The organism is Bacteroides graminisolvens (assembly GCF_963666085.1).
Taxonomy (GTDB): Bacteria; Bacteroidota; Bacteroidia; order Bacteroidales; family Bacteroidaceae; genus Bacteroides; species Bacteroides graminisolvens.
This window is the reverse complement of the sequence record NZ_OY762556.1, coordinates 3,337,474-3,359,453: the sequence shown is the minus strand read 5'-3', so window position 1 is coordinate 3,359,453 and position 21,980 is coordinate 3,337,474. Positions and strand designations below refer to the sequence as shown.

Below are 21,980 nucleotides of genomic sequence, written 5' to 3'. Positions count from 1 at the left end.
AACCTTACTTATCAAATAAAAAAAGCTCCGGGAGAATATTCTCCCGGAGCTTTTTTTATTTGGTCTTATTTAATCGTTAAGTTCTGATTTTATGAAGTAAGGATTATAACCGTTGTCTTGCATAATGTTGTCACTTGCTTGTGATTTAAATGTTTTGCCATAAACCCTTTCATTACCGGCATTGTAGCCTATACCGAAGTTACTTGAAGGCATTACACGAGGAACATATTTGTTTCTTTTATATTTGTAAGGAGGCAATGCTATCTGAAAGCGGAAACCACCGTTAAATCCATTATTGCCGGCATGTTCTACCTTCATGGCGTAAAACCCAACAGAGGCATGACGAAAATGCCGTATCATATCAAATCGGACACCTAGCTCTTCTTCCAAATAACGTTCTGCTTTCAAGCTGAACTGTGTATTGTAAAGTGGCCAATAAAAGTTGGCGCCTATATTACCGGTAAATTTCCACTCTTTACCGTGGTAAAAAGCCCAATTATCAAATTCCCCTTTTCCAGTATAGGCCAATCGTGCTTCCAGAGAGAAACGCTCATCTCGTAAAAAATGCTTCGCCCTTGCATCCATACCCCAACGGAAATTATTGAAGAAACCGGCAGATGTAGTAAGGAATGTGCGTTGTGGAAGTCGGAATGATTGCGATAACGTAATGAATCCGGGTCTTATTTGTTCGTACTTAGTTCCGTAGTCGTTCACAATGGGGAAGATGATCTGTCCGGTGAATTTCATGCCTTTCCAAAAAGAGACTTCTATTGCGGGAGAGAAGTTCAAAAGTATGTCGTATACCCGTGATAATTTATAATTTTGAAAACTAAACTCCGGATATACCAATAAATCGACCTTATATAATGAACTGTTTGTCTTTTTTTCCTTTTTAATTTCTTTCCAGTTTTCACCCAACTCGTAGCTAACAACCCAATTGCTTTTTTGAGGAACATTTAGGCTGTCTTTTGACTCTTTTGAGTAAAGTAGTGAAATTTGGGGAACGTTGTTATCTAAGATGATTACCCTGCATGATTTATTTTGAGGTAAACCTTCTTTTTGAATAATACTTATAGCCTTATTGACGCCTACACCTGTAAGGCGGTAAGATACACTTTCCAACGTATAAGTTAATTCTTGATTATTTTCTGTGAATGATATGTTTTCAAACCCCAGGTCGCTCAACTCCCTGACTGTTTTGTTCGCATCTTGAGCCTGTGATAAAGAACTTGATAAAAGCCCTATTATAAAAAAGGATAGACTTATAACATGCTTTGATTTCTGAAGAATGATCATATTCTCTAATTTATAAATGTTTAAACTGTAGTTCATTATTTTTTATACTATGCAAAAATAGAGATAGTTTTCTTATGCCCCAATTATTTATGTGAAAAAAGAAGATTTATCTGTCTTTTTCTTTTCGAATGAAATACATTAATGAAAATAAATTGTAATTTTGCACCACTTATGGGACGAATATTGGCAATAGATTATGGTAGAAAGCGCTGCGGAGTTGCTGTAACCGATACGTTACAGATAATAGCCGGCGGGTTGGCTACAGTCGCTACTCACGAACTTTTGAAATTCATAACTGACTACTCAAATAAGGAAGATGTTGATCAAATTATTATCGGACTTCCCAAGCAGATGAACAATGAAGCCTCGGAAAGCATGAAATATATCAAACCTTTTGTTGCTTCTTTAAAGAAAACGTTACCGGATATGAATGTGGAATATGTCGATGAACGTTTTACATCGGTTTTGGCACATCGCACGATGATGGAAGCCGGCTTAAAAAAGAAGGATAGGCAGAATAAGGCATTGGTTGATGAAATAAGTGCTACCATTATATTGCAAACATATCTTGAGGCAAAACGTTATAGTATAAAAAAATAAATTTTAATATGATATTACCTATTTATGTATACGGCCAACCTGTGTTGAGGGTTTTAGCCGAAGATATTACACGTGATTATCCGGAATTATCGGAACTTATTAAGAATATGTTTGAAACGATGGATCGCGCAGATGGCGTAGGTCTTGCTGCTCCACAAATCGGTTTACCTATTCGCGTAGTTGTTATTGATCTTACCCCACTGGCCGATGAACATCCTGAGTTTGCCGACTTTAAAAAAGCATACATTAATGCTCATATCCTCGAAACTGAAGGAGAAGAGGTTTCTATGGAAGAAGGCTGCTTGAGTTTACCTGGTATTCATGAGAGCGTAAAAAGAATGAACCGGATCCATGTGAAATATATGGATGAGAATTTCGTGGAGCATGACGAATGGGTTGAGGGTTATTTGGCAAGAGTGATGCAGCATGAATTTGATCATCTTAATGGCATCATGTTTATTGATCATATTTCACCGTTACGCAAACAGATGATTAAAGGAAAATTAAATGCAATGCTAAAAGGGAAGGCACGCTGTTCTTATAAGGTAAAAACAGTTAAATAAAATCCGCAGATTATATTGAGCTTGTGTTTAATGAGGCTTAATTTGGTCAAAAAATACAAAAAGCAGTACTATGTTCTTTGTTTGTCAGTTAAAAGCTATATTTTTGTTTTGCTTATTAATAATTGAAAGCTGATGGTCAAGAATATAATACTGCTTTTGCTGTTTTTTCCTGCTTATCTTTGTGCCCAAATCAATACAGAACGAGTAATGACTATTGCTCGGAATGCATTGTATTTTGAAGACTACGTTCTTTCTATCCAGTACTTTAACCAAGTAATCAATGCGAAACCTTATTTGTACGAGCCTTATTTTTTTAGAGGACTGGCCAAAATAAATCTGGAAGACTATCAAGGTGCCGAAACTGATTGTAGTGCTGCAATAGAGCGTAATCCTTTTGTTGTGGGCGCTTATCAGATACGCGGACTGGCCCGTATCAAGCAAAGTAAGTTTGAAGGAGCTATTAGCGATTATAAAACAGCACTTCAGTACGAACCCGAAAATATAACCCTGTGGCATAACCTTTCTTTGTGCCACATTCAAAAGGGTGATTACGATGCTGCCAAAAAAGACCTCGGAAATTTGTTGGCTTTATCACCAAAATATACTAAAGCCTACTTGATGAGAGGAGAGGTTTTGCTAAAACAGAAAGATACCATTCAGGCTTATCGCGATTTTGATCTTGCGATTGAAATGGATAAATATGATCCGGACGCCTGGACTTCCAGAGCTATTCTAAAACTACAACAGGCGAAATATACAGAGGCTGAATCTGACTTGAATCAGGCTATTCATTTGAATGTAAAAAATGCAGCTAACTACGTAAATAGAGCATTAGCCCGTTTTCACCAAAACAACCTGAGAGGTGCTATGAGCGATTACGATCTCGCTTTAGATGTTGACCCGAACAATTTTATCGGTCACTACAACCGCGGTTTGTTGCGTGCTCAGGTGGGTGACGATAACCGGGCTTTGGAAGACTTTGACTTTGTTATTAAAATGGAACCCGATAATATGATGGCCATTTTTAATCGCGGATTGCTAAAATATCAAACAGGAGACTACAAGGGAGCTATCAAAGATTACAGTACGGTAATCAATGAACACCCTAATTTTATGGCTGGTTATTATAATAGAGCGGAGGCTCGTAGAAAAATAGGCGATAAAAATGGCGCCGAACGCGATGAATTTAAAATACTAAAGATGCAGCTTGATAGAAAGAACGGATTGCTTTCTTCAAATACAAATAATGACAAGTCGGCCGGAAATAAAGACGAAAACACAGATGATAAATCGAAAACACGTAAGAAATCAGATAAGAACGTTAGTAATTATGGCAAAATAGTTATAGCTGATGATTCAGAAAGCGATCAGAAATACAATAGCTATTACAGAGGTAAAGTGCAAGACCGGAATGTTGAAGTGAGAATGGAACCGATGTATGTGTTAACGTATTATGAGAAAATGAGCGAAGTAAAGCGCAATATAAATTATCATAAATTCATTGACAACCTCAACCGCTCGGGTGCGTTGCCTAAGCGTCTGTATATAACGAATGACGAAGCTCCCTTGTCGGAAGCACAGGTCAAGGAACATTTCGCGATGATTGATACACATACCACTGAGATCGTGGAAAACCCTCAGGACTCAAGAAAAAGATTCTCTCGTGCAGTCGATTTTTATCTTGTGCAAGATTTTGAGAACTCAATTGAAGATCTTACTCAGGCTATTTTGAATGATAAAACATTCTTCCCTGCTTATTTTATGAGAGCTTTGGTGCGTTACAAACAACTAGAATACCTTAAGGCTGAAGGACAAAATACGGCAAATGTATCACAAGGAAAAGCTGCAATGGTTGCAGCTATTGACTATGACGTGGTGAAGAATGATTTAGATAATGTCATAGCCTTGGCGCCCGATTTTGTTTATGCGTATTATAACAGAGGTAATCTACTTTCTGTACTCAAAGATTACCGTTCTGCAATTATAGATTATTCAAAAGCTATTGATTTAAATAAAGATTTTGCAGAAGCCTATTTTAATCGAGGGCTAACCTACATATTCCTGGGAAATAACAAGAAAGGTATTGCTGATTTGAGTAAAGCAGGAGAGCTGGGAATCGTTTCTGCATATAATATCATAAAACGTTTTACAGAAGTCCCCGAATAATATTTTTGATTTATTTCGGATGTATCTTAAAAGAATTAATTAATTTTGCGTTTCAATAGACAATAACATTAAAATATGACAAAAATAACATTCCCTGATGGCTCAGTTCGTGAATACAACGAAGGAGTTACTGGTCTGCAAATAGCAGAGAGCATTAGTTCTCGTCTTGCGCAAGATGTGTTAGCGTGTGGCGTTAATGGAGATATTTATGATTTGGGACGTCCTATTATGGAAGACGCTTCTGTGGTGTTGTACAAATGGGAGGATGAACAAGGTAAGCATGCTTTCTGGCATACTAGTGCACACTTGTTGGCGGAAGCTCTACAGGAACTTTACCCCGGAATCCAATTTGGTATAGGTCCGGCTATTGAAAACGGATTTTATTATGATGTAGATCCGGGTGAGGCAGTCATAAAAGAAGCTGACCTTGCTGTTATCGAAGCCAAAATGGCTGAACTTTCTGCAAAGAAAGAAGCAGTGGTTAGAAAAGAGATCAGTAAGAGTGATGCTTTGAAGATGTTTGGAGATCGTCACGAAACATACAAATGTGAACTCATTTCGGAGTTAGAAGACGGTAAGATCACCACTTATACTCAAGGGGAATTTACTGATTTGTGTCGTGGACCGCACCTTATAAACACAGGAGCTATTAAGGCTATCAAGCTTACTTCTGTTGCCGGTGCTTATTGGCGCGGACAAGAAAATCGCAAAATGCTGACTCGTATTTATGGTATCACATTCCCTAAGAAGAAGATGCTCGATGAGCATCTGGCTATGATGGAGGAAGCTAAAAAGCGCGATCACCGTAAAATTGGTAGAGAAATGGAACTTTTCATGTTCTCGGAAACAGTAGGAAAAGGTCTTCCTATGTGGTTACCTAAAGGAACGGCTCTTCGTTTACGATTGGAAGATTTTCTGAAAAAAATACAGAAACGTTTTGGCTACCAACAGGTAATGACCCCTCATATCGGCAATAAAATGCTTTATGTAACTTCAGGTCATTATGCCAAATACGGAAAAGACTCTTTTCAACCTATTAACACACCGGAAGAAGGAGAGGAGTACTTATTGAAGCCGATGAACTGTCCGCATCATTGTGAAATATACAAATGGCAGCCTCATTCATATAAAGATCTTCCTTTGCGTTTGGCCGAATTTGGTACCGTTTATAGATACGAACAAAGCGGTGAGCTTCATGGTTTGACTCGTGTTCGCAGCTTTACGCAAGATGATGCGCATATTTTCTGCCGTCCGGATCAGGTGAAAGAAGAGTTCTTGAGTGTAATGGATATTATCTTTATTATTTTCAAAGCACTTAACTTTGAAAATTTTGAAGCACAGATATCACTCAGAGACCCTAATAACCGTGAAAAATATATCGGTTCTGATGAGAACTGGGAAAAGGCTGAACGAGCTATTGTTGAAGCTTGTGAAGAAAAAGGTCTCAAAGCCCGTGTGGAACTTGGAGAAGCTGCATTCTACGGTCCTAAGCTTGACTTTATGGTTCGTGATGCAATTGGTCGTAAATGGCAGTTGGGAACCATTCAGGTTGACTACAGTTTGCCCGAAAGATTCCAGTTAGAATATACCGGTGCCGACAACCAAAAACATCGTCCTGTTATGATTCACCGTGCACCTTTTGGTTCTATGGAACGTTTCGTGGCCGTGTTGATTGAACACACAGGTGGTAAATTTCCGTTGTGGCTCACACCTGACCAAGTTGCTATTCTGCCAATTAGTGAGAAGTTCAACGGCTATGCACAAGAGCTGAAAAAATATTTTGAGAACATTGACATTCGTGCTATTGTTGACGAACGTAATGAAAAAATAGGCCGTAAGATACGTGATAATGAAATGAAACGTATCCCTTACATGTTGATTGTAGGTGAGAAAGAAGCAGCCGAAGGACAGGTTGCTGTCAGAAAACAAGGTGAAGGTGACAAAGGAAGTATGAAATTTGAGGATTTTGGTAAAATTCTTAATGAAGAAGTACAAAATATGATAAATATGTGGTAACTTTGCCGCGAAATGTAGAAGCATAGCATTTTTTTAATGTTCTAAAGTTCGCTTTTACTTTAATGATAATAATAATTGGTAATAAAGAAGAAACAAACCGGAAGTAATCGTTTTTTAATGAAGAATGACAGCTTAAAAGGGCAACATCGGATCAACGAGCAGATCCGTGCCAAAGAAGTCCGCATTGTGGGCGACGAAGAGATTGAAGCAAAAGTTTATCCAATCTTTCAGGCCTTAAAAATGGCCGAGGAGCGTGAAATGGATTTAGTGGAGATCTCTCCAAATGCAGAGCCACCTGTTTGTCGTATTATTGATTATTCTAAATTTCTTTATCAGTTAAAGAAGCGTCAGAAAGAACAAAAAGCTAAGCAGGTTAAGGTCAATGTGAAAGAAATACGTTTTGGTCCTCAAACAGATGACCATGACTATGATTTCAAATTGAAACATGCAAAAGGTTTTTTGGAAGATGGAGATAAAGTGAAGGCTTATGTGTTCTTCAAAGGTCGCTCCATTTTGTTTAAAGAGCAGGGTGAGGTATTATTGTTACGTTTTGCCAATGATCTTGAAGATTATGCAAAGGTTGACCAAATGCCGGTTCTTGAAGGTAAAAGGATGACAATCTTTTTATCTCCCAAGAGAAAAGAAATGCCCAAGAAAGTTGTCACTAAACCGGCTGTTGCTCCGGCAAAGCCTCAGGTGAAGGACGATTCAGAAGAATCAAAACCAATGGATGACGCGCAGGTATAGTGCGTCACCATCAATTTTAATAATTAAATATCAATTAAGATGCCAAAGATGAAGACTAACTCCGGTTCTAAAAAAAGATTCGCTCTTACCGGAACAGGTAAAATCAAAAGAAAGCACGCTTTCCACAGTCACATTTTGACTAAGAAGTCTAAAAAGAGAAAAAGAAACTTGTGCAGCACAACAACAGTTGACGTTACTAACGTAAGCCAGGTTAAGGAACTCTTAGCAATGAAGTAACCTCGAGAGCGTACAAAAGTATTATTAAAAGTATTAACCGAATGCATTAGCCTTTAAGATCATTGTTAATCAATGGCGCTAACATTCAAAAAAGAGTAAAACTATGCCAAGATCAGTAAATCATGTTGCTTCAAGAGCAAGAAGAAAGAAAATTTTGAAATTAACCAGAGGTTACTTTGGTGCAAGAAAAAACGTTTGGACCGTTGCTAAAAACACATGGGAAAAGGGTTTAACTTACGCTTACCGTGACCGTAAAAATAAGAAAAGAAACTTCCGTGCGCTTTGGATTCAGCGTATCAATGCTGCTGCACGTTTGGAAGGTATGTCTTATTCTAAGTTGATGGGCGCTTTGCACAAAGCCGGCATTGAAATTAACCGTAAGGTTTTAGCTGATTTAGCTATGAACCATCCGGAAGCTTTCAAAGCAATCGTAACTAAAGCAAAAGCTGCTTAATTTTCTGAATTGAAAGAGGGGCAACCTCTGAAATGATAATTCTTGCCCAAGTTTGCAATCATGTGAACTTGGGCAAGTTCGTTTTAAAAAGTTAGTGAACAAATCACGCTTTGTGCTTGTTTTTATTATAGATAAAGGTTATCTTTGTTGCATAAAAGAATTAGCCGCATTGGTTGGATTGGGAAACTCATCAAGTAAACTGAAATACCGAGACAAGCTTTGCTTTTCAATGGCGGGCCACAATCCTTCGGGATACTTTTTAGTCAGTGGATTACAAAGAGGGTGAGCACTCAAATCATGTCATTCGGAGTTTCATCACATCATCGATGCGGCTTTATTAAAAAGGGCAAACTTGTTAAAAGTCTGCCCTTTTTTGTATCTATAGCCCTAGGATACTTATTCTTTAATACGTATCTGGCAATGCGAAAGATCCTCAATGATTGCTAAAGATTCCACCCTGATTCCTTGTTCTTCAATTCGTTTACGGCCATTTTGGAACTCCTTTTCAATAATAAATCCCATTCCTACAAGTTCGGCACCGGCTTGCTTAACCAAGTCAATTATGCCCAATGCAGCATTACCGTACGCCAGAAAATCATCAACGAACAGAATCTTATCGTCGGGAGTCAGAAAGTCCGAGCTGATAACCACTTCATAATCTCTGTCTTTGGTAAAAGAGTGAACGGTGGTGCTCAACGCATTTTCTATTGTCTTAGGTGATTTCTTTTTAGCAAAGACTACCGGAAGATTCAGTAGGTATCCCGTCATGATAGCAGGAGCAATGCCACTTGCTTCTATGGTCATGATCTTATTTACTTTTGTACCAGCAAAGCGTCTTACAAATTCCACCCCGATGGCCTTCATTAATTGCGGATCCATCTGGTGATTAATAAAACTGTCTACTTTTAAAATTCCCCCTTCAAAACATTTCCCGTCCTGAAGAATTCTTTTCTTTAATAATTGCATAATGTATCTATTTGTTATCTCTCAAATCTTTCACACGTACAGCTTTTCCTTCGCTTTGAGGCAAAGACCCCTTCTTAACCAGCTTGACCTTCGGAGTGACTAGAATTTCATCCTTTAGGCGGCGCACAATTTCTTTTCGTGTATTTTCAAGCTCAATGTAGTTATCTGTTGATAATTCATTCAGTTCCACCTCTACAATCATCTCGTCTTGATTGTGCAACGTTTCAAGTGTAATGAGGTAGTTGCTTCCCAATTCAGGAAACTGTACCAATATCTTCTCTATTTGCATGGGGAATATATTCACCCCTTTGATAATAAACATATCATCGCTTCTTCCTTTGATGCGATCAATGCGTCGGTGCGTACGTCCGCAGGGGCATTCACCGGGAATAATGCGCGTAAGGTCACGTGTTCTGTAGCGAATGAGCGGCATCATATTGCGATCAAGTGTCGTAAGAACCAATTCGCCAATTTCACCGTCGGGGAGAGGTTGCAACGTTTCCGGATCGATAATTTCTACCAGATAACAATCCTCCCAGATATGCATTCCGTTTTGCTCCAGGCATTCAAATGCTACACCGGGACCGTTCATTTCAGTCATCCCGAAACAGTTGTAAGCCTTTACACCAAGCATACGCTCAATCTTTCTTCTCTGCTCATCGGTGTGCGGTTCCGCCCCTATAATAAGCGTCTTCAGACTACTCTCTGTCGGATTGATCCCTTCTTCCTGAAAGACCTCGGCCAAACGAATGGCGTAGCTGGGAATGGCATGCAAAGCCGTTGTTTTAAAGTCAGTTATGAATTTAATCTGCCTTTTGCTGTTACCAGCCGCAGCAGGAACCGTCAATGCCCCCAAACGTTCGGCACCATACTGAAAACCCAGTCCGCCGGTAAACATACCATAGCCTGAACTGTTTTGAAACACATCCTTCTTACGCAACCCCACCATGTATAAACAGCGGGCAACCAAATTGGCCCAAGAATCCAAATCGTGTTGTGAGTGTATAATCACAGTCGGATTCCCCGTAGTACCGCTCGACGAATGAATTCTGACCGCATCATCCAGATTACCCGCCAGCAAACCGAAAGGATAATTCGCTCTCATGTCAGCTTTGGTGGTAAAAGGCAGCTTGCGGAAATCGTCCAGACACCTGATGGCGTCCGGACTTATGTTGTGCTTTTGAAATTGATCCTTGTAGTAGGGAGCGTTGGAAGCTACTGTCAACGTGCTTTTGATACGTTCCAGTTGCAGCTTCTCCAACTCCTGCCGTGGCAGAGTCTCGATGGACTTTTCCCAATATTCTGTGTTCATAGTACTAGATTTAAGTTTGTCACATCATGTTTTCTGCAATCTTCTTGCCCGCAGCAAGTGCTTTCAGATTCAGTTCAACAATCTCATTTCCCTTCTTTTCAAAGATCTCGCGTATGCTGTTTTCTATTTTTGCATAATCAATACCCAGAAACGGAGTAGTTGCTCCTAGCAATACCATATTAGAAACACGCGCAGAACCAACTTCCCTGGCTACTTTATCAACATCCAATATTACCTTGTGCGGAAGCTTGTTTATTTCATCAATAATAAGCTGCTTATCGGGGTAATTGGGTATGTTTTCAAACGTAGTCTCGTTGGTTACCAGCCATCCCTCCTGATTGAGGTAAGGGAGATAGCGCAAACTCTCCATGGGTTCCAATGAAATAATCAAGTCACATTTGCCCAGTGGAATAAGATCAGAGGCAATGGGCAGGTCGCTGATGCGTAAATTTGATTGCACATCGCCACCACGCTGGCTCATGCCATGCACTTCAGATTGCTTCATGTAAAGGCCTTCTTTCAGAGCCGCTTTACCGATAACCGTTGCTATGGATAAAATACCTTGGCCACCAACTCCCGATAATATAATGTCTTTTTTCATGGTTACTTGCTGTTTTTCTTTTTACGCGATAAGGTTTGTACACACTCTCTTCTGGGGATAATAACAGATACACCCTTGTAATTAATCTCGTCACGGATGATTTGTTTCATCTCTTCGTAGTTCTTCTTCAGAGGAACCACTACACGAATATGCTCAGGTTCCACACCAAGTCCCATGCAGATAGCCTCAATGCGTCCTGTTCCCGCAGAATCCTGACCACCCGTCATCGCGGTTGTTTCATTGTCGGAAATCACAACAGTTACATTGCTCTTCTCATTCACACAATCGAGCAAGCCCGTCATTCCGGAGTGTGTAAACGTAGAGTCACCAATCACGGCTACCGAAGGATACAAACCACCATCGGCTGCCCCTTTGGCCATAGTAATAGAAGCCCCCATGTCCACGCATGAGTTGATTGCGTTGAACGGAGCGTTGGCTCCTAATGTGTAACAACCTATGTCACTGAATACTTTGTGTTGCGGATACTCCTGATTCAATACCTCGTTCAGTGCATTGTACATGTCGCGGTGGCTGCAACCATCACACAAAGCCGGAGGTCTCATTTCCACAACGGCAGGCGTGGTGAAGAACACCGAAGAACTTTTACCCAATGCCCTGGCAACAGAATCGGGTGTTAATTCGCCATCGGTTGAGAGCGTGCCATCCAAGCGACCTTTAACCTTAACACCAATTCCCAGATACCCTTTGAGTTGCCTTTCAACAAAAGGCTGTCCGTCTTCCAGTACCAATATCTCATCACAAGACTCAGCCAATTGAGCCAATTGCTTTTTGGGAAGAGGATACTGTCCGATCTTCAAAACCGGATGCTCACAACCATCAGGATAATTCTCCATTAAATAATTGTAAGCTATGCCACAGGCAACGATACCCAATTTCTTATTTGGTCCTTCGGTTAACGTGTTGTAGATTGAATTCTCAGACGCAGCAATCAATTCACTTTGAAGAGCAAGTAAAGCCTTATACCTCTTTCTAGCATTGCCCGGAAGCAAAATAAACTGTCGGGGATCTTTGCTGAAAGAAATTTCGTTTTGTGCCCTTACAGCTTTCCGTTCAACCCCTGCGCGCGAGTGAGCCAGACGAGTAACGATGCGAAGCAAAATCGGTTCGCCGGTCTTTTCAGACAATTCGAACCCGCTGTACACCATGTCATACGCCTCCTGCTGGTTGCTTGGTTCCAGCATCGGAACCAGAGAAAAGTCGCCATAAAACCGGCTATCTTGTTCGTTTTGTGAAGAGTGCATGCTGGGATCATCGGCAGCAACAACTATTACTCCACCGTTTACCCCCGTTACACCAGCGTTGATAAAACAATCGGCCGCTACATTCATCCCTACATGCTTCATGCAAACCAATGCTCTTTTGCCGACAAACGACATGCCAAGAGCTGCTTCCATTGCTGTTTTTTCGTTGGCGCACCAATTACGGTGAATGTTTGAGTCAGTGTTTTTAAGCACAGCCTGAATGTATTCAGTAATTTCAGTGGAAGGTGTTCCGGGGTATGCATATACGCCCGATAAGCCAGCATCTAATGCCGCTTGCGCAATGGCTTCGTCTCCTAGTAAAAGCTGTTTATCCATATTTCTTTCTTTTGGTGTTAATCTGGTATTATATACTTTATTTATAAATGTTACGTTGGTTGAGTGCCTGCCAATACTTGCGTGCGTTGGCCATGTGTTCGGCATAGTTTGCCGCAAAATTATGAGTCCCCGAGAAATCCTCTTTGGCACACATATAAATGTAATCGTGACGTGTGTAATTCAACACACTATCAATGCCTTTGACAGAAGGTATGCGGATGGGGCCCGGAGGCAAACCGATGTTTCGGTACGTATTATAAGGTGAATTGATGTTCAGATGATTGTTCATGATACGCCTCAGTCCAAAATCCTGCAAGGCAAATTTAATGGTCGGATCGGCTTGCAGCGGCATGGAAGCATGCAAACGATTGATGTATAACCCCGCTACCATAGGCTTCTCGGCGTTATTGTTTGTTTCCTCCTCAACGATAGAAGCAATGGTAACCACCTCTTCCGGAGTAAAACCGATGGATTTTGCTTTGGCCAGACGTTCACTGTTCCAGAAACGGCTGTGCTCCTTCTGCATCCGCTTGAAGAACTTATCCAGACTGATGTCCCAATAAATTTGGTACGTATCCGGAATAAAAAGACAGATAACCGTTTCCTCTTTGTAGCCCAACTGCGCGCAGAAAGCAGAATCCAGTAGCTGATTGGCAATTTCGGCCGAGTCAATCATCAATTGTTTTCCCAAATAACCGGCCAGCTTCTCTTTGGTTCGTTGGTTGCCGATAGTCAGATTCATAGGCTCCTGGTGCCCGCGTGCCAAACGCTTATAAACACGGTAGATATTATCGCCCGGATTGATTAAGTACCGCCCGGTATGTATGTGCTCACTGAAGTTTTGGTATTTGGCCAACAACCGAAACCCCTGAAAGTTACCCGGATTTCCGGCAGCAATAACCTTGTTAAACACAGAATCGGTATTGTCATCCTTGTCAATGTACACATATACTTTGTCAGACGGTTTGAACTGCGGATAAAGCAGATAATAATAGATAGTGCCCAAGGCACAAAGACTACACAATACACCTAAAGATATACCAATTAGTAGCTTTTTGTTCTTTATTGAAGTCATTTGGCGAGTAAATTGAATTTGCACGCAAAGATATAAAGATTTGTAGTAATTGGCTTTAGTGTAGCGTGAAAATATTGGAAATCAGGACAAAAAAGAGTGAGAACATCTCTAATTAAGAAGCTCTCACGCATTATTTAATTATTGTAATTGAAAAGTCTCAATAGTCTCTTCTGAAGAAAGACGCTATCCACAAAAGAAGAATAGCTCCAACTGTTGAAGTTGCTAAATTACCTATAATACTTGTTGTTTGGAATCCTAGCAGACTGAATACCCAGCCACCCAGCACACCACCCACAATTCCTAATAACAAGTTTGTTAATAGGCCGAAGCCCCCTCTGCGCATAATTTTCCCTGCTAAATAACCGGCAAGCATACCAATTAGAATGTACCAAATCAAATTCATAGTTTTCTTTATTAATGATTAAACAATTGTATTAAGTAATAACACGGTAGAAGTAAAAAAGTTTTTATAAAGAAGAGTCGGGGATCACTGATGCCAATATATTGCTTACATCCCGTACTTTTTCCGTAATTTAAGTAGCTCATTTAATTAAGTATTGCTTGAACTCATTGCCTTCATTTTTATTAATGGAAGATGTTTTTTTGAATGAGTACTAGGAAAGAGAATGTTTTATTTTTCTATACGTGTGATATTAAAAAAGTAAGTTTACATATATAAATAATTATAATTCATATTTTCACTTCTTGTTAAATTGATTTGAATTTATATTGTGTGTTTTTTTGTGACACTCATGGCATAGTGTAATAAGGTTAGAATCATCACAATCTAATGGATTGTTGGGATTAGGGTATGATAAATGGTGGACTTCTAAGGAAAGAAGTGGATTGTTAGAAGGAGTGATAGGTCCATAAAAATAAAGTATCTTATTAGGCTTAATTGTTATTGTAATAGCTAATGAACATATTATCCCGTTTATACTTATGGGACTTATCAGTATATAATTGTTGTCTGATATTTCTTTGTTTGTAATTAACGTGTATAATACTATATTGCTTTTAATCGGGCTTAATTCAAATACCACATGTTGATGTGCTTTACCTGTCATTTTTAAATTTAATGGTTCGATTTCTTTTTCCGATATAAAATGAAATGGAGTATTATAGAAAACCTCTATAATACTTGAATAAATTTTTATTAAAGGACACTCTGCCTGTATCTCGTGATTGAATTCTGTGTGAAAAATATTGATATCTTTGCTTATATTATTGAATGCGATTTTGCTAAAAAAGTCAATATCCATTTTATTTAGTAGAAGTGGCGTGGTTAAAATGTTATTGATATCGTTTATTGTATTGTACTTAAAATAGACAAAGTGTATTCCTCTTTGCCCGCAATTTAAACAATGCAATTTATCACGAAGCACAATATTAGAACTACGTATTTTCCAATCCCAGCGATATAAAAAGTCATTGTATTTCATATTAATATAAGGAATTTATTTTGTAAATGTATGCAATATATTATAAAGTCAGATATTATTAATGATAATTTTATTTATTAAGAATAAAATTGGATATGGTTTTTAATTAATGATTGAATAATTGTATTTTAATAGTAACTAGATTAGCGTAGGTGTGCTTTCTTTATAAGAGTATACTGTACTAATATTGATGTATTTTGAACTAATTTATCTAGATAACTTTGTTGAGTTAAAGTTTTCGTGATGTTTTTTTTAATAAAAGTTATTAATGGAAATTGTGTAAAACAAAGGGAGATTATGCAAAAAAACATATATCTTTGTAATAACTATTAGGATATGGTAAGAAGGGTGCTATTATGAAGTTCTATTTTATGAATAAGAGAATACTAAAAGTGGTTTGATGTCTAGTTTTGAAGTTGCTATTAAGTGCTTAAAAACTATCTTTGTAATTCGCAGATGATTTATAAGTACAACGTCAATTGATTGGACACTGAAATGAATGCAGCAGAATATGATGGTAAAAACTTGTCTCTGTATATAAAAATGAGTCGTCTAAGTCGATTATATTGTTAATAAATATGGTTTATATAATATTAAGTACATAAAATAATATTTCAATATTCTTTGGTTATATATGCCAAATGTTTAAATGATAAAAATGTATGTCGAAACTTGTTGAATATTTTAACAATGATTTTAAAGGCTTGAAGATTGAGTCTAAAGAAACATTGAGGTGCTTAGATAACTCTACAGGACAAACTTTATGGGAGGAACCTTTGCTTAAAAATTGTTGGTGTGATATAAGTACTGGCGTAAGGCAACTAACTTATTATATTGATACAACTGTAAATTGTAAATTTATTATTGAATACGTTGTGGGTAATTACGAGTTAGATGTTGCTAATTTTGGTTGTACTAGTATTCAATCAGGGTTTCGAAGTGATATAACATCTGGCTTATTTGAAGAAGTTTCAAGTAAGAGGGTTTATATTTATTGTAATAATAACCTTACTGAAGATGAGGTCTCTTATTGTAATTTTTTAGCTGATAAAAAAGATTTCTCTATAATAATCCGAGATTTAAAATATTTAAATGAAAAGATGAGTAACGATAAACCACTAGCCTTTATTTCGCATGATTCTAGAGATAAAGAATTAATAGCTCGCCCGTTGGCTAATGGGCTAAGTTCAAGACTGTGTACGGTTTGGTATGATGAGTATTCTCTCAAGGTTGGGCAAAGCCTAAGAGAGTCCATTGAAAATGGTATTAAGAGTGCTAGAAAGTGTGTGATAATTTTGTCGCCAAATTTTATATCGAATACCGGATGGACAAAGACTGAATTTAATTCCATTTTCACAAGATCATTAATCTTTGATGAGAGAATTATTTTACCTATTTGGTATGATATAACTATTAAAGAGATATATGATTATTCTCCAGTTTTAGCTGATACATTTGCTTTAAGATGGCCCAAATTTGATGACTTAGGAAATGAAAATAATTATAATAAAGAAATAGAACTTTTAATAAGCAAGCTACATGCAGAAATAAAAGAGTGAACAATGAATCTTCCTATTATTTTATAATTTATAATATACAACTGTTTCTAAATTATAATTCACATTCAGACTTCATTCTATCAAAATTATAAAAGCCCTATAAGTCTTAATTATTACTTATAGGGCTTTTAGAGTTGAGCCGGTAGCCGGACTTGAACCGGCGACCTACGCGTTACGAATGCGTTGCTCTACCAACTGAGCTATATCGGCTTGAATTTTACGGTTGCAAATTTATAATATTATATTAAATAGCGTGCCTTAATTTAGAAAAAAGTTTCTGCTTTTTTTAGAAAAGACTCGTAAAGCGTTGATAAACAAGTTGATGCAGGGATAAAAAAATGCAGGCCTAGAAATAAAAATCTCAGGCCTGCAATTTTGAAAAGTTGGCCAACAATTTAAAAAAGTTGCCCAACTTTTGTCTATCCGTTAATCGAAGAAGTTCCGGAACTTCTTGAATATTTTTTCCTTCACACCGCTGCTGGGCTTGAAGTTGTCTGAACCTTCCAGTTTCTCCAATGCGGCTTTCTCATCCTTGCTGAGCGCTTCGGGAATGTATACGCTTACATTGACCAACAGGTCGCCAGTGCCGTAACCGTTAACCGAAGGCAATCCTTTGCCACGAAGGCGCAGAACCTTACCCGGCTGTGTGCCCGGATCAATTTTTACCTTTACTTTGCTGTCGATGGTAGGAATTTCAACCGCACCACCCAAAGCCGCTGTAGGTACGCTCAGCAGCAAATTATAAATTAAGTCGTTCTCGTCACGAATCAGTTCGGGATGCGCTTCTTCTTCTACCTGAATAAGCAAGTCGCCCGGTATGCCGTTTCGTTTTCCGGCGTTACCTTTTCCTTGCATAGACAGCTGCATGCCTTCCATTACTCCTGCGGGGATGTTTACAGATACCACTTCTTCGCCATACTCGATGCCGTCTCCGTTGCAATGCTTGCATTTGTTTTTCACAATCTTGCCCTCGCCACCGCAAGTAGGACAGGTGGTGCGGGTTTGCATCGTGCCCAGAATGGTTTGCTGGTTGCGTATCACCGTTCCGCTTCCCTTACAGGTTGGACAGGTTTCCGAACCGCTGTTGTCTTCTGCGCCGCTGCCGTGACAGTGCGAACAAGGCACGTATTTCTTCAGTTTGAACTTCTTTTCAACGCCATTGGCAATCTCTTTCAGGTTGAGTCTCACCTTCACACGTAAGTCGGAACCGCGAAAACGACGCTGCTGCTGGCCACCACCGCCACCGCCAAAGCCGCCGAAGCCGCCTCCGAAGCCTGAATGTCCACCAAATATATCGCCAAACATAGAGAAAATGTCGTCCATAGACATGTTCTGACCAAAGCCACCGCCAAACGGTCCGCCGTTGCCGGCTGCACCGCCCATGCCCGCGTGTCCGAATTGATCGTAACGGGCTTTCTTATCGGGGTTGCTCAAAACATCGTATGCCTCGGCAGCTTCTTTAAAATTCTCTTCTGCCGTTTTGTCTCCCGGGTTTTTGTCGGGATGAAACTCAATGGCCTTTTTGCGGTATGCCTTTTTTATCTGGTCGGCCGTAGCGTCCTTGCTGACGCCAAGCACTTCATAATAATCTCTTTTCTCCATAACTTATTCTCCTACAACCACTTTAGCGTGACGGATTACTTTTTCGTTCAGTACATATCCCGTCTGCACGCAATCCAGAATCTTGCCTTTCAGTTCTTCAGACGGTGCGGGGATTACAGCGATAGCCTCATGGTAATCAGTATCGAGAATCTGGTTATTTGTTTCAATAACTTTCACTCCATTCTGCCCGAGAATGCCCATGAACTTACCGTAGATAAGTTCAATTCCTTCTTTTACGGCTTGCACATCGGTTGCCGATTCCATTGTTTTAATGGCACGCTCCAAATCGTCGATAACGGGCAGGATGCTGCTGATGCTTTTCTCGCCACCGTTTAAAATCAACTCGGCTTTCTCTTTGAGTGTTCTTTTGCGGTAGTTGTCGAACTCGGCAGACAGGCGAAGGTATTTGTCTTTTTGCTCTTCGATGGTTGCATTGGCTTCTTCCAGCTGGCGCGCCAATTCTTCTTCTACCGACAGAACGGGAGTTTCTTCACCTTGGTTTTGGTTTGTATCGGTGGCAGCCGCTTCTTCTTGCGGCGCGTCTGTACAATCCGTTGTTTCTTCTGTATTTAACTGCTCTTCGTTAAGGGTTTCTTTTTCTTTTGGATCCATATTTATTGTATTATTTTTCATTGTAATTCATGAATGTTGCCCTATGCAGGACAGAATGTCTGCTTTTTAGCCAACAAAAACTTTGCCAATTAACATAAGTTGCCATTACGGCCGGCAAAGGTAATGCTTTTATGTCAGATTGACACCCCCGGCATGCGCTATAATTCATTAAAAATGACTACCTTTGCCGCCGAATCATATTGAGATAGGAATTAAATAACAAAAAACATAGAATGATTACAGTTTCAAATGTATCGGTACAGTTTGGTAAAAGGGTATTGTTTAATGATGTAAACCTTAAATTTACCAGTGGTAACTGCTACGGCATTATCGGTGCCAACGGTGCCGGAAAATCAACTTTTTTACGTACTATTTACGGTGATCTGGACCCAACAACGGGAACAATCACGCAAGGTCCGGGCGAACGTTTGTCCGTTTTAAGCCAGGACCACTTTAAGTGGGATGCCTTTACGGTAATGGATACCGTGATGATGGGGCACAGTGTGCTTTGGGATATCATGAAGCAACGTGAAGTGCTTTATGCCAAAGAAGATTTTACAGACGAAGACGGGCTCAAGGTGTCTGAGCTTGAAGAGAAATTTGCTGAACTCGACGGATGGAATGCCGAGAGTGATGCTGCCATGTTGCTTAGCGGACTGGGTGTGAAGGAGGATAAGCACTACGTTTTAGTGGGCGATTTGAGTGGTAAGGAAAAGGTGCGTGTCATGCTGGCACAGGCTCTTTATGGTAATCCCGACAATCTGTTGCTCGATGAGCCTACCAATGACCTCGACATGGAAACGGTTATGTGGCTGGAAGAGTATCTGGCTAATTTTGAACATACGGTGTTGGTGGTAAGTCACGACCGTCACTTCCTCGACTCGGTTTGTACGCATACGGTGGACATTGATTACGGTAAAATTAATATGTTTGCCGGTAACTATAGTTTCTGGTACGAATCCAGTCAGCTGGCACTGCGTCAGCAGCAAAACCAAAAGGCTAAGGCTGAAGAGAAAAAGAAGGAACTGGAAGAGTTTATTCGTCGTTTCAGTGCCAATGTTTCAAAAAGTAAGCAAACTACCAGCCGCAAAAAGATGCTCGAAAAGCTTAATGTGGAGGAAATCAAACCTTCTTCACGCAAGTATCCGGGTATTATCTTTACTCCCGAACGTGAACCGGGTAACCAGATTCTGGAGGTTTCGGGCTTGAGCAAGAAGACGGAAGACGGTGTGGTGCTGTTCAGTGATGTGAACTTCAACGTGGAGAAAGGTGACAAGATTGTGTTCTTGTCGAAAGACCCGCGTGCCATGACTGCTTTCTTTCAAATCATTAACGATAAGATGAAGCCCGATAGTGGTCATTTCAGCTGGGGGGTAACCATTACTACGGCTTATTTGCCGGTTGATAATACGGAATATTTTAATACCGATTTGAACCTGGTGGACTGGTTGGGCCAGTTTGGTGAGGGCAACGAGGTGTACATGAAAGGGTTCCTGGGGCGTATGCTCTTCTCGGGCGAAGAGGTTCTGAAGAAGGTGAACGTGCTTTCGGGAGGTGAGAAGATGCGTTGTATGATTGCGCGCATGCAGCTGAAAAGTGCCAACTGTCTTATCCTTGACACGCCGACCAACCACCTTGACCTGGAATCTATTCAGGCTTTCAACAATAACCTGAAGGCTTACAAGGGTAATATACTTTTCTCCTCACATGACCACGAGTTTATTCAGACAGTGGCCAACCGTGTGATTGAACTTACACCGAATGGTGTGATTGATAAGATGATGGAGTATGATGATTATATTACATCGGACCACATCAAGGAGATTCGTACCAGAATGTACGGTGAGGGATAACGATTTGCTCGTTACAAAATCTTTTATACACCCGGGTGTACACATGCTGTACATCCGGGTGTATTGCTATCGTACACCGGGGTGTACGAAATGTGTAGATCCGGGTGGAGACAAGCATTGTTCACCTGCAAAAAAGTTGGTGATACTTGGTGATACTTGGTGATACTTTTTTTCATTCATTTTATGAGGGAATGAGCGGTTTATCTCTTATAAACGAGCTTGCTATTCTCTTCGCCAAACAGGTTATCGCCCAATGTAGTGATGCGATTTCCCTTTGCTACTACGTAATGCAGGTTGCTGCATCCCATAAAGGCACCATACTCAATGGCGGTTACCGTTTCGGGCAACTCGAGCGTTCCGCTCAGGCGGCTGCAATTGCTGAAAGCTCTTTGACCAATGGATTTCAGGTGTGCAGGCAGTTGCATGCGCAGCAAATATTTCTTCTGTGCAAACGTAAATTCGGGAATAACGGTGGCATTGGTTTTCTCCATGTTAATGGAAACCAGGTTGGGCATGTAATCGCGTATCAGTTTAAAGTCTGCATTGTCCAGCTTGCCTTCAACCGTGAGGAAGTTAATGTTCTTTGGCTGAAAGCCTGCTTTCATTATTTCGTTTTCTAGACTGCTCATCAGTCCTACCTGAATGGTGGCTTCCACCGGTTCACCTTCAATAAAGGCAAAGTTTTCCCATCTCTTCTTTAGGCGATAGCCGTCACTAGAACCCAACGGTACGAAGATAGCGGTTACACTGTCGGCCAATGCTTCGGGCAGCAGGTTGGGAGGGGTTTTCTTCTTTATCTGGCAGATGCTGAGTTGCTCACATCCTTTGAATGCCGCATCTTCAATGTTACGTGTCTTTTCGGAAAGCACCACTTTGCGCAGCGTGGTTTTGCCTTTGTATACTCCGTTTTCTTGTTTGCAGAAGGCATAAGCCGGAACGCAATTGGGAGGGTATACGTAGAACTTATCGGGGTACGTGCCGTCTTTACCCATATACATCTTTATCTCTGCATTCGATATGTCTAAAACTTCCAGGCTGCTAAATTCATCACGAAGATGCCTGAAGTCGATTGCATTGATTTTGCCGGTAAGCGTGAGGTGTGTTACGCTGCGAGCTTCTTCTTCGGTCAGTGCGGAAATCATCTGTCCGGCTTTGCTCACGAAGAAGGTTTTACTCACTTGGGCTACTGAGTTAACAGCACCCGTCACAATCATTAAAACGACTAATAGATGTCTTCTTTTCATGGTACAAAATAAATGTTTAGACAAATATAGCAATATA

20 protein-coding genes and 1 tRNA gene are annotated in these 21,980 nt (G+C 40.1%); 9 read left to right on the top strand and 12 right to left on the bottom strand.

Going from position 1 to position 21,980, the window contains the following annotated elements:
• Positions 1–69: 69 nt before the first annotated feature.
• Entirely contained in the window at positions 70–1,332 is a 1,263-nt protein-coding gene (locus tag ACKPCE_RS14115) for a YjbH domain-containing protein (protein WP_319505656.1), read from the bottom strand.
• Positions 1,333–1,467: 135 nt separating this feature from the next.
• Here ACKPCE_RS14115 and ruvX point away from each other — a divergent pair, with 135 nt between their 5' ends.
• From ruvX to rplT, 7 genes are all read left to right on the top strand, one after another.
• Entirely contained in the window at positions 1,468–1,896 is a 429-nt protein-coding gene (gene ruvX, locus ACKPCE_RS14110; protein WP_024996691.1) for a Holliday junction resolvase RuvX, read from the top strand.
• Between the two features lie 8 nt (positions 1,897–1,904).
• Entirely contained in the window at positions 1,905–2,459 is a 555-nt protein-coding gene (gene def, locus ACKPCE_RS14105; protein WP_319505655.1) for a peptide deformylase, read from the top strand.
• A gap of 132 nt (positions 2,460–2,591) precedes the next feature.
• A complete protein-coding gene (locus ACKPCE_RS14100; RefSeq protein ID WP_277639249.1) occupies positions 2,592–4,625 on the top strand; it encodes a tetratricopeptide repeat protein in 2,034 nt (677 codons plus the stop codon).
• A gap of 75 nt (positions 4,626–4,700) precedes the next feature.
• Entirely contained in the window at positions 4,701–6,641 is a 1,941-nt protein-coding gene (gene thrS, locus ACKPCE_RS14095) for a threonine--tRNA ligase (RefSeq protein WP_319505654.1), read from the top strand.
• Positions 6,642–6,758: 117 nt separating this feature from the next.
• Positions 6,759–7,388 (top strand): translation initiation factor IF-3, encoded by a 630-nt coding sequence (infC, locus tag ACKPCE_RS14090; RefSeq protein WP_034781966.1) that lies wholly within the window; start codon positions 6,759–6,761, stop codon positions 7,386–7,388.
• A 39-nt stretch (positions 7,389–7,427) separates the two neighbouring features.
• Positions 7,428–7,625: a 50S ribosomal protein L35 gene (gene rpmI, locus ACKPCE_RS14085; protein ID WP_024996687.1), complete on the top strand. Its 198-nt coding sequence runs from the start codon at positions 7,428–7,430 to the stop codon at positions 7,623–7,625.
• Between the two features lie 103 nt (positions 7,626–7,728).
• Complete coding sequence (gene rplT, locus ACKPCE_RS14080) at positions 7,729–8,079, top strand: 50S ribosomal protein L20 (protein ID WP_024996686.1); 351 nt, start codon at positions 7,729–7,731, stop codon at positions 8,077–8,079.
• Positions 8,080–8,475: 396 nt separating this feature from the next.
• Here the strand turns inward: rplT and xpt are convergent, their stop codons facing one another.
• From xpt to ACKPCE_RS14045, 7 genes are all read right to left on the bottom strand, one after another.
• The gene (xpt, locus tag ACKPCE_RS14075) at positions 8,476–9,045 is read right to left on the bottom strand and encodes a xanthine phosphoribosyltransferase (RefSeq protein ID WP_024996685.1); all 570 of its coding nucleotides are present in this window, start codon (positions 9,043–9,045) and stop codon (positions 8,476–8,478) included.
• 7 nt (positions 9,046–9,052) lie between these two features.
• Positions 9,053–10,357 (bottom strand): phenylacetate--CoA ligase family protein, encoded by a 1,305-nt coding sequence (locus ACKPCE_RS14070; RefSeq protein WP_319505653.1) that lies wholly within the window; start codon positions 10,355–10,357, stop codon positions 9,053–9,055.
• A 19-nt stretch (positions 10,358–10,376) separates the two neighbouring features.
• Entirely contained in the window at positions 10,377–10,958 is a 582-nt protein-coding gene (locus ACKPCE_RS14065) for an indolepyruvate oxidoreductase subunit beta (RefSeq protein WP_319505652.1), read from the bottom strand.
• A gap of 2 nt (positions 10,959–10,960) precedes the next feature.
• Positions 10,961–12,556, bottom strand: a complete 1,596-nt coding sequence (locus tag ACKPCE_RS14060) for a thiamine pyrophosphate-dependent enzyme (RefSeq protein ID WP_319505651.1) — start codon at positions 12,554–12,556, stop codon at positions 10,961–10,963.
• Between the two features lie 37 nt (positions 12,557–12,593).
• Positions 12,594–13,631, bottom strand: a complete 1,038-nt coding sequence (gene mltG, locus ACKPCE_RS14055; RefSeq protein WP_407655008.1) for an endolytic transglycosylase MltG — start codon at positions 13,629–13,631, stop codon at positions 12,594–12,596.
• 157 nt (positions 13,632–13,788) lie between these two features.
• Complete coding sequence (locus ACKPCE_RS14050) at positions 13,789–14,034, bottom strand: GlsB/YeaQ/YmgE family stress response membrane protein (RefSeq protein WP_319505650.1); 246 nt, start codon at positions 14,032–14,034, stop codon at positions 13,789–13,791.
• 295 nt (positions 14,035–14,329) lie between these two features.
• Positions 14,330–15,073: a hypothetical protein gene (locus ACKPCE_RS14045; protein WP_319505649.1), complete on the bottom strand. Its 744-nt coding sequence runs from the start codon at positions 15,071–15,073 to the stop codon at positions 14,330–14,332.
• A 662-nt stretch (positions 15,074–15,735) separates the two neighbouring features.
• Here ACKPCE_RS14045 and ACKPCE_RS14040 point away from each other — a divergent pair.
• Positions 15,736–16,632, top strand: coding sequence for a toll/interleukin-1 receptor domain-containing protein (locus ACKPCE_RS14040; protein WP_319505648.1), 897 nt, complete (start codon positions 15,736–15,738; stop codon positions 16,630–16,632).
• 137 nt (positions 16,633–16,769) lie between these two features.
• Here ACKPCE_RS14040 and ACKPCE_RS14035 read toward each other — a convergent pair.
• From ACKPCE_RS14035 to ACKPCE_RS14025, 3 genes are all read right to left on the bottom strand, one after another.
• Positions 16,770–16,842, bottom strand: a tRNA-Thr gene (locus ACKPCE_RS14035).
• Between the two features lie 216 nt (positions 16,843–17,058).
• Positions 17,059–18,234 (bottom strand): molecular chaperone DnaJ, encoded by a 1,176-nt coding sequence (gene dnaJ, locus ACKPCE_RS14030; RefSeq protein WP_319505647.1) that lies wholly within the window; start codon positions 18,232–18,234, stop codon positions 17,059–17,061.
• A gap of 3 nt (positions 18,235–18,237) precedes the next feature.
• Complete coding sequence (locus tag ACKPCE_RS14025; RefSeq protein ID WP_308764255.1) at positions 18,238–18,846, bottom strand: nucleotide exchange factor GrpE; 609 nt, start codon at positions 18,844–18,846, stop codon at positions 18,238–18,240.
• Between the two features lie 233 nt (positions 18,847–19,079).
• Between ACKPCE_RS14025 and ACKPCE_RS14020 the strand changes: the two genes are divergently transcribed.
• Positions 19,080–20,699 (top strand): ABC-F family ATP-binding cassette domain-containing protein, encoded by a 1,620-nt coding sequence (locus ACKPCE_RS14020; protein ID WP_319505646.1) that lies wholly within the window; start codon positions 19,080–19,082, stop codon positions 20,697–20,699.
• 200 nt (positions 20,700–20,899) lie between these two features.
• Here ACKPCE_RS14020 and ACKPCE_RS14015 read toward each other — a convergent pair whose 3' ends face one another.
• Complete coding sequence (locus ACKPCE_RS14015; protein ID WP_319505645.1) at positions 20,900–21,943, bottom strand: leucine-rich repeat domain-containing protein; 1,044 nt, start codon at positions 21,941–21,943, stop codon at positions 20,900–20,902.
• Positions 21,944–21,980: the final 37 nt, after the last annotated feature.

Excerpts from the sequence above, each read along its gene's own strand:
- ACKPCE_RS14115 (WP_319505656.1), bottom strand. The coding sequence starts at position 1,332 with ATGAACTACAGTTTAAACATTTATAAATTAGAGAATATGATCATTCTT.
- ruvX (WP_024996691.1), top strand. The coding sequence starts at position 1,468 with ATGGGACGAATATTGGCAATAGATTATGGTAGAAAGCGCTGCGGAGTT.
- def (WP_319505655.1), top strand. The coding sequence starts at position 1,905 with ATGATATTACCTATTTATGTATACGGCCAACCTGTGTTGAGGGTTTTA.
- ACKPCE_RS14100 (WP_277639249.1), top strand. The coding sequence starts at position 2,592 with ATGGTCAAGAATATAATACTGCTTTTGCTGTTTTTTCCTGCTTATCTT.
- thrS (WP_319505654.1), top strand. The coding sequence starts at position 4,701 with ATGACAAAAATAACATTCCCTGATGGCTCAGTTCGTGAATACAACGAA.
- infC (WP_034781966.1), top strand. The coding sequence starts at position 6,759 with ATGAAGAATGACAGCTTAAAAGGGCAACATCGGATCAACGAGCAGATC.
- rpmI (WP_024996687.1), top strand. The coding sequence starts at position 7,428 with ATGCCAAAGATGAAGACTAACTCCGGTTCTAAAAAAAGATTCGCTCTT.
- rplT (WP_024996686.1), top strand. The coding sequence starts at position 7,729 with ATGCCAAGATCAGTAAATCATGTTGCTTCAAGAGCAAGAAGAAAGAAA.
- xpt (WP_024996685.1), bottom strand. The coding sequence starts at position 9,045 with ATGCAATTATTAAAGAAAAGAATTCTTCAGGACGGGAAATGTTTTGAA.
- ACKPCE_RS14070 (WP_319505653.1), bottom strand. The coding sequence starts at position 10,357 with ATGAACACAGAATATTGGGAAAAGTCCATCGAGACTCTGCCACGGCAG.
- ACKPCE_RS14065 (WP_319505652.1), bottom strand. The coding sequence starts at position 10,958 with ATGAAAAAAGACATTATATTATCGGGAGTTGGTGGCCAAGGTATTTTA.
- ACKPCE_RS14060 (WP_319505651.1), bottom strand. The coding sequence starts at position 12,556 with ATGGATAAACAGCTTTTACTAGGAGACGAAGCCATTGCGCAAGCGGCA.
- mltG (WP_407655008.1), bottom strand. The coding sequence starts at position 13,631 with ATGACTTCAATAAAGAACAAAAAGCTACTAATTGGTATATCTTTAGGT.
- ACKPCE_RS14050 (WP_319505650.1), bottom strand. The coding sequence starts at position 14,034 with ATGAATTTGATTTGGTACATTCTAATTGGTATGCTTGCCGGTTATTTA.
- ACKPCE_RS14045 (WP_319505649.1), bottom strand. The coding sequence starts at position 15,073 with ATGAAATACAATGACTTTTTATATCGCTGGGATTGGAAAATACGTAGT.
- ACKPCE_RS14040 (WP_319505648.1), top strand. The coding sequence starts at position 15,736 with ATGTCGAAACTTGTTGAATATTTTAACAATGATTTTAAAGGCTTGAAG.
- dnaJ (WP_319505647.1), bottom strand. The coding sequence starts at position 18,234 with ATGGAGAAAAGAGATTATTATGAAGTGCTTGGCGTCAGCAAGGACGCT.
- ACKPCE_RS14025 (WP_308764255.1), bottom strand. The coding sequence starts at position 18,846 with ATGGATCCAAAAGAAAAAGAAACCCTTAACGAAGAGCAGTTAAATACA.
- ACKPCE_RS14020 (WP_319505646.1), top strand. The coding sequence starts at position 19,080 with ATGATTACAGTTTCAAATGTATCGGTACAGTTTGGTAAAAGGGTATTG.
- ACKPCE_RS14015 (WP_319505645.1), bottom strand. The coding sequence starts at position 21,943 with ATGAAAAGAAGACATCTATTAGTCGTTTTAATGATTGTGACGGGTGCT.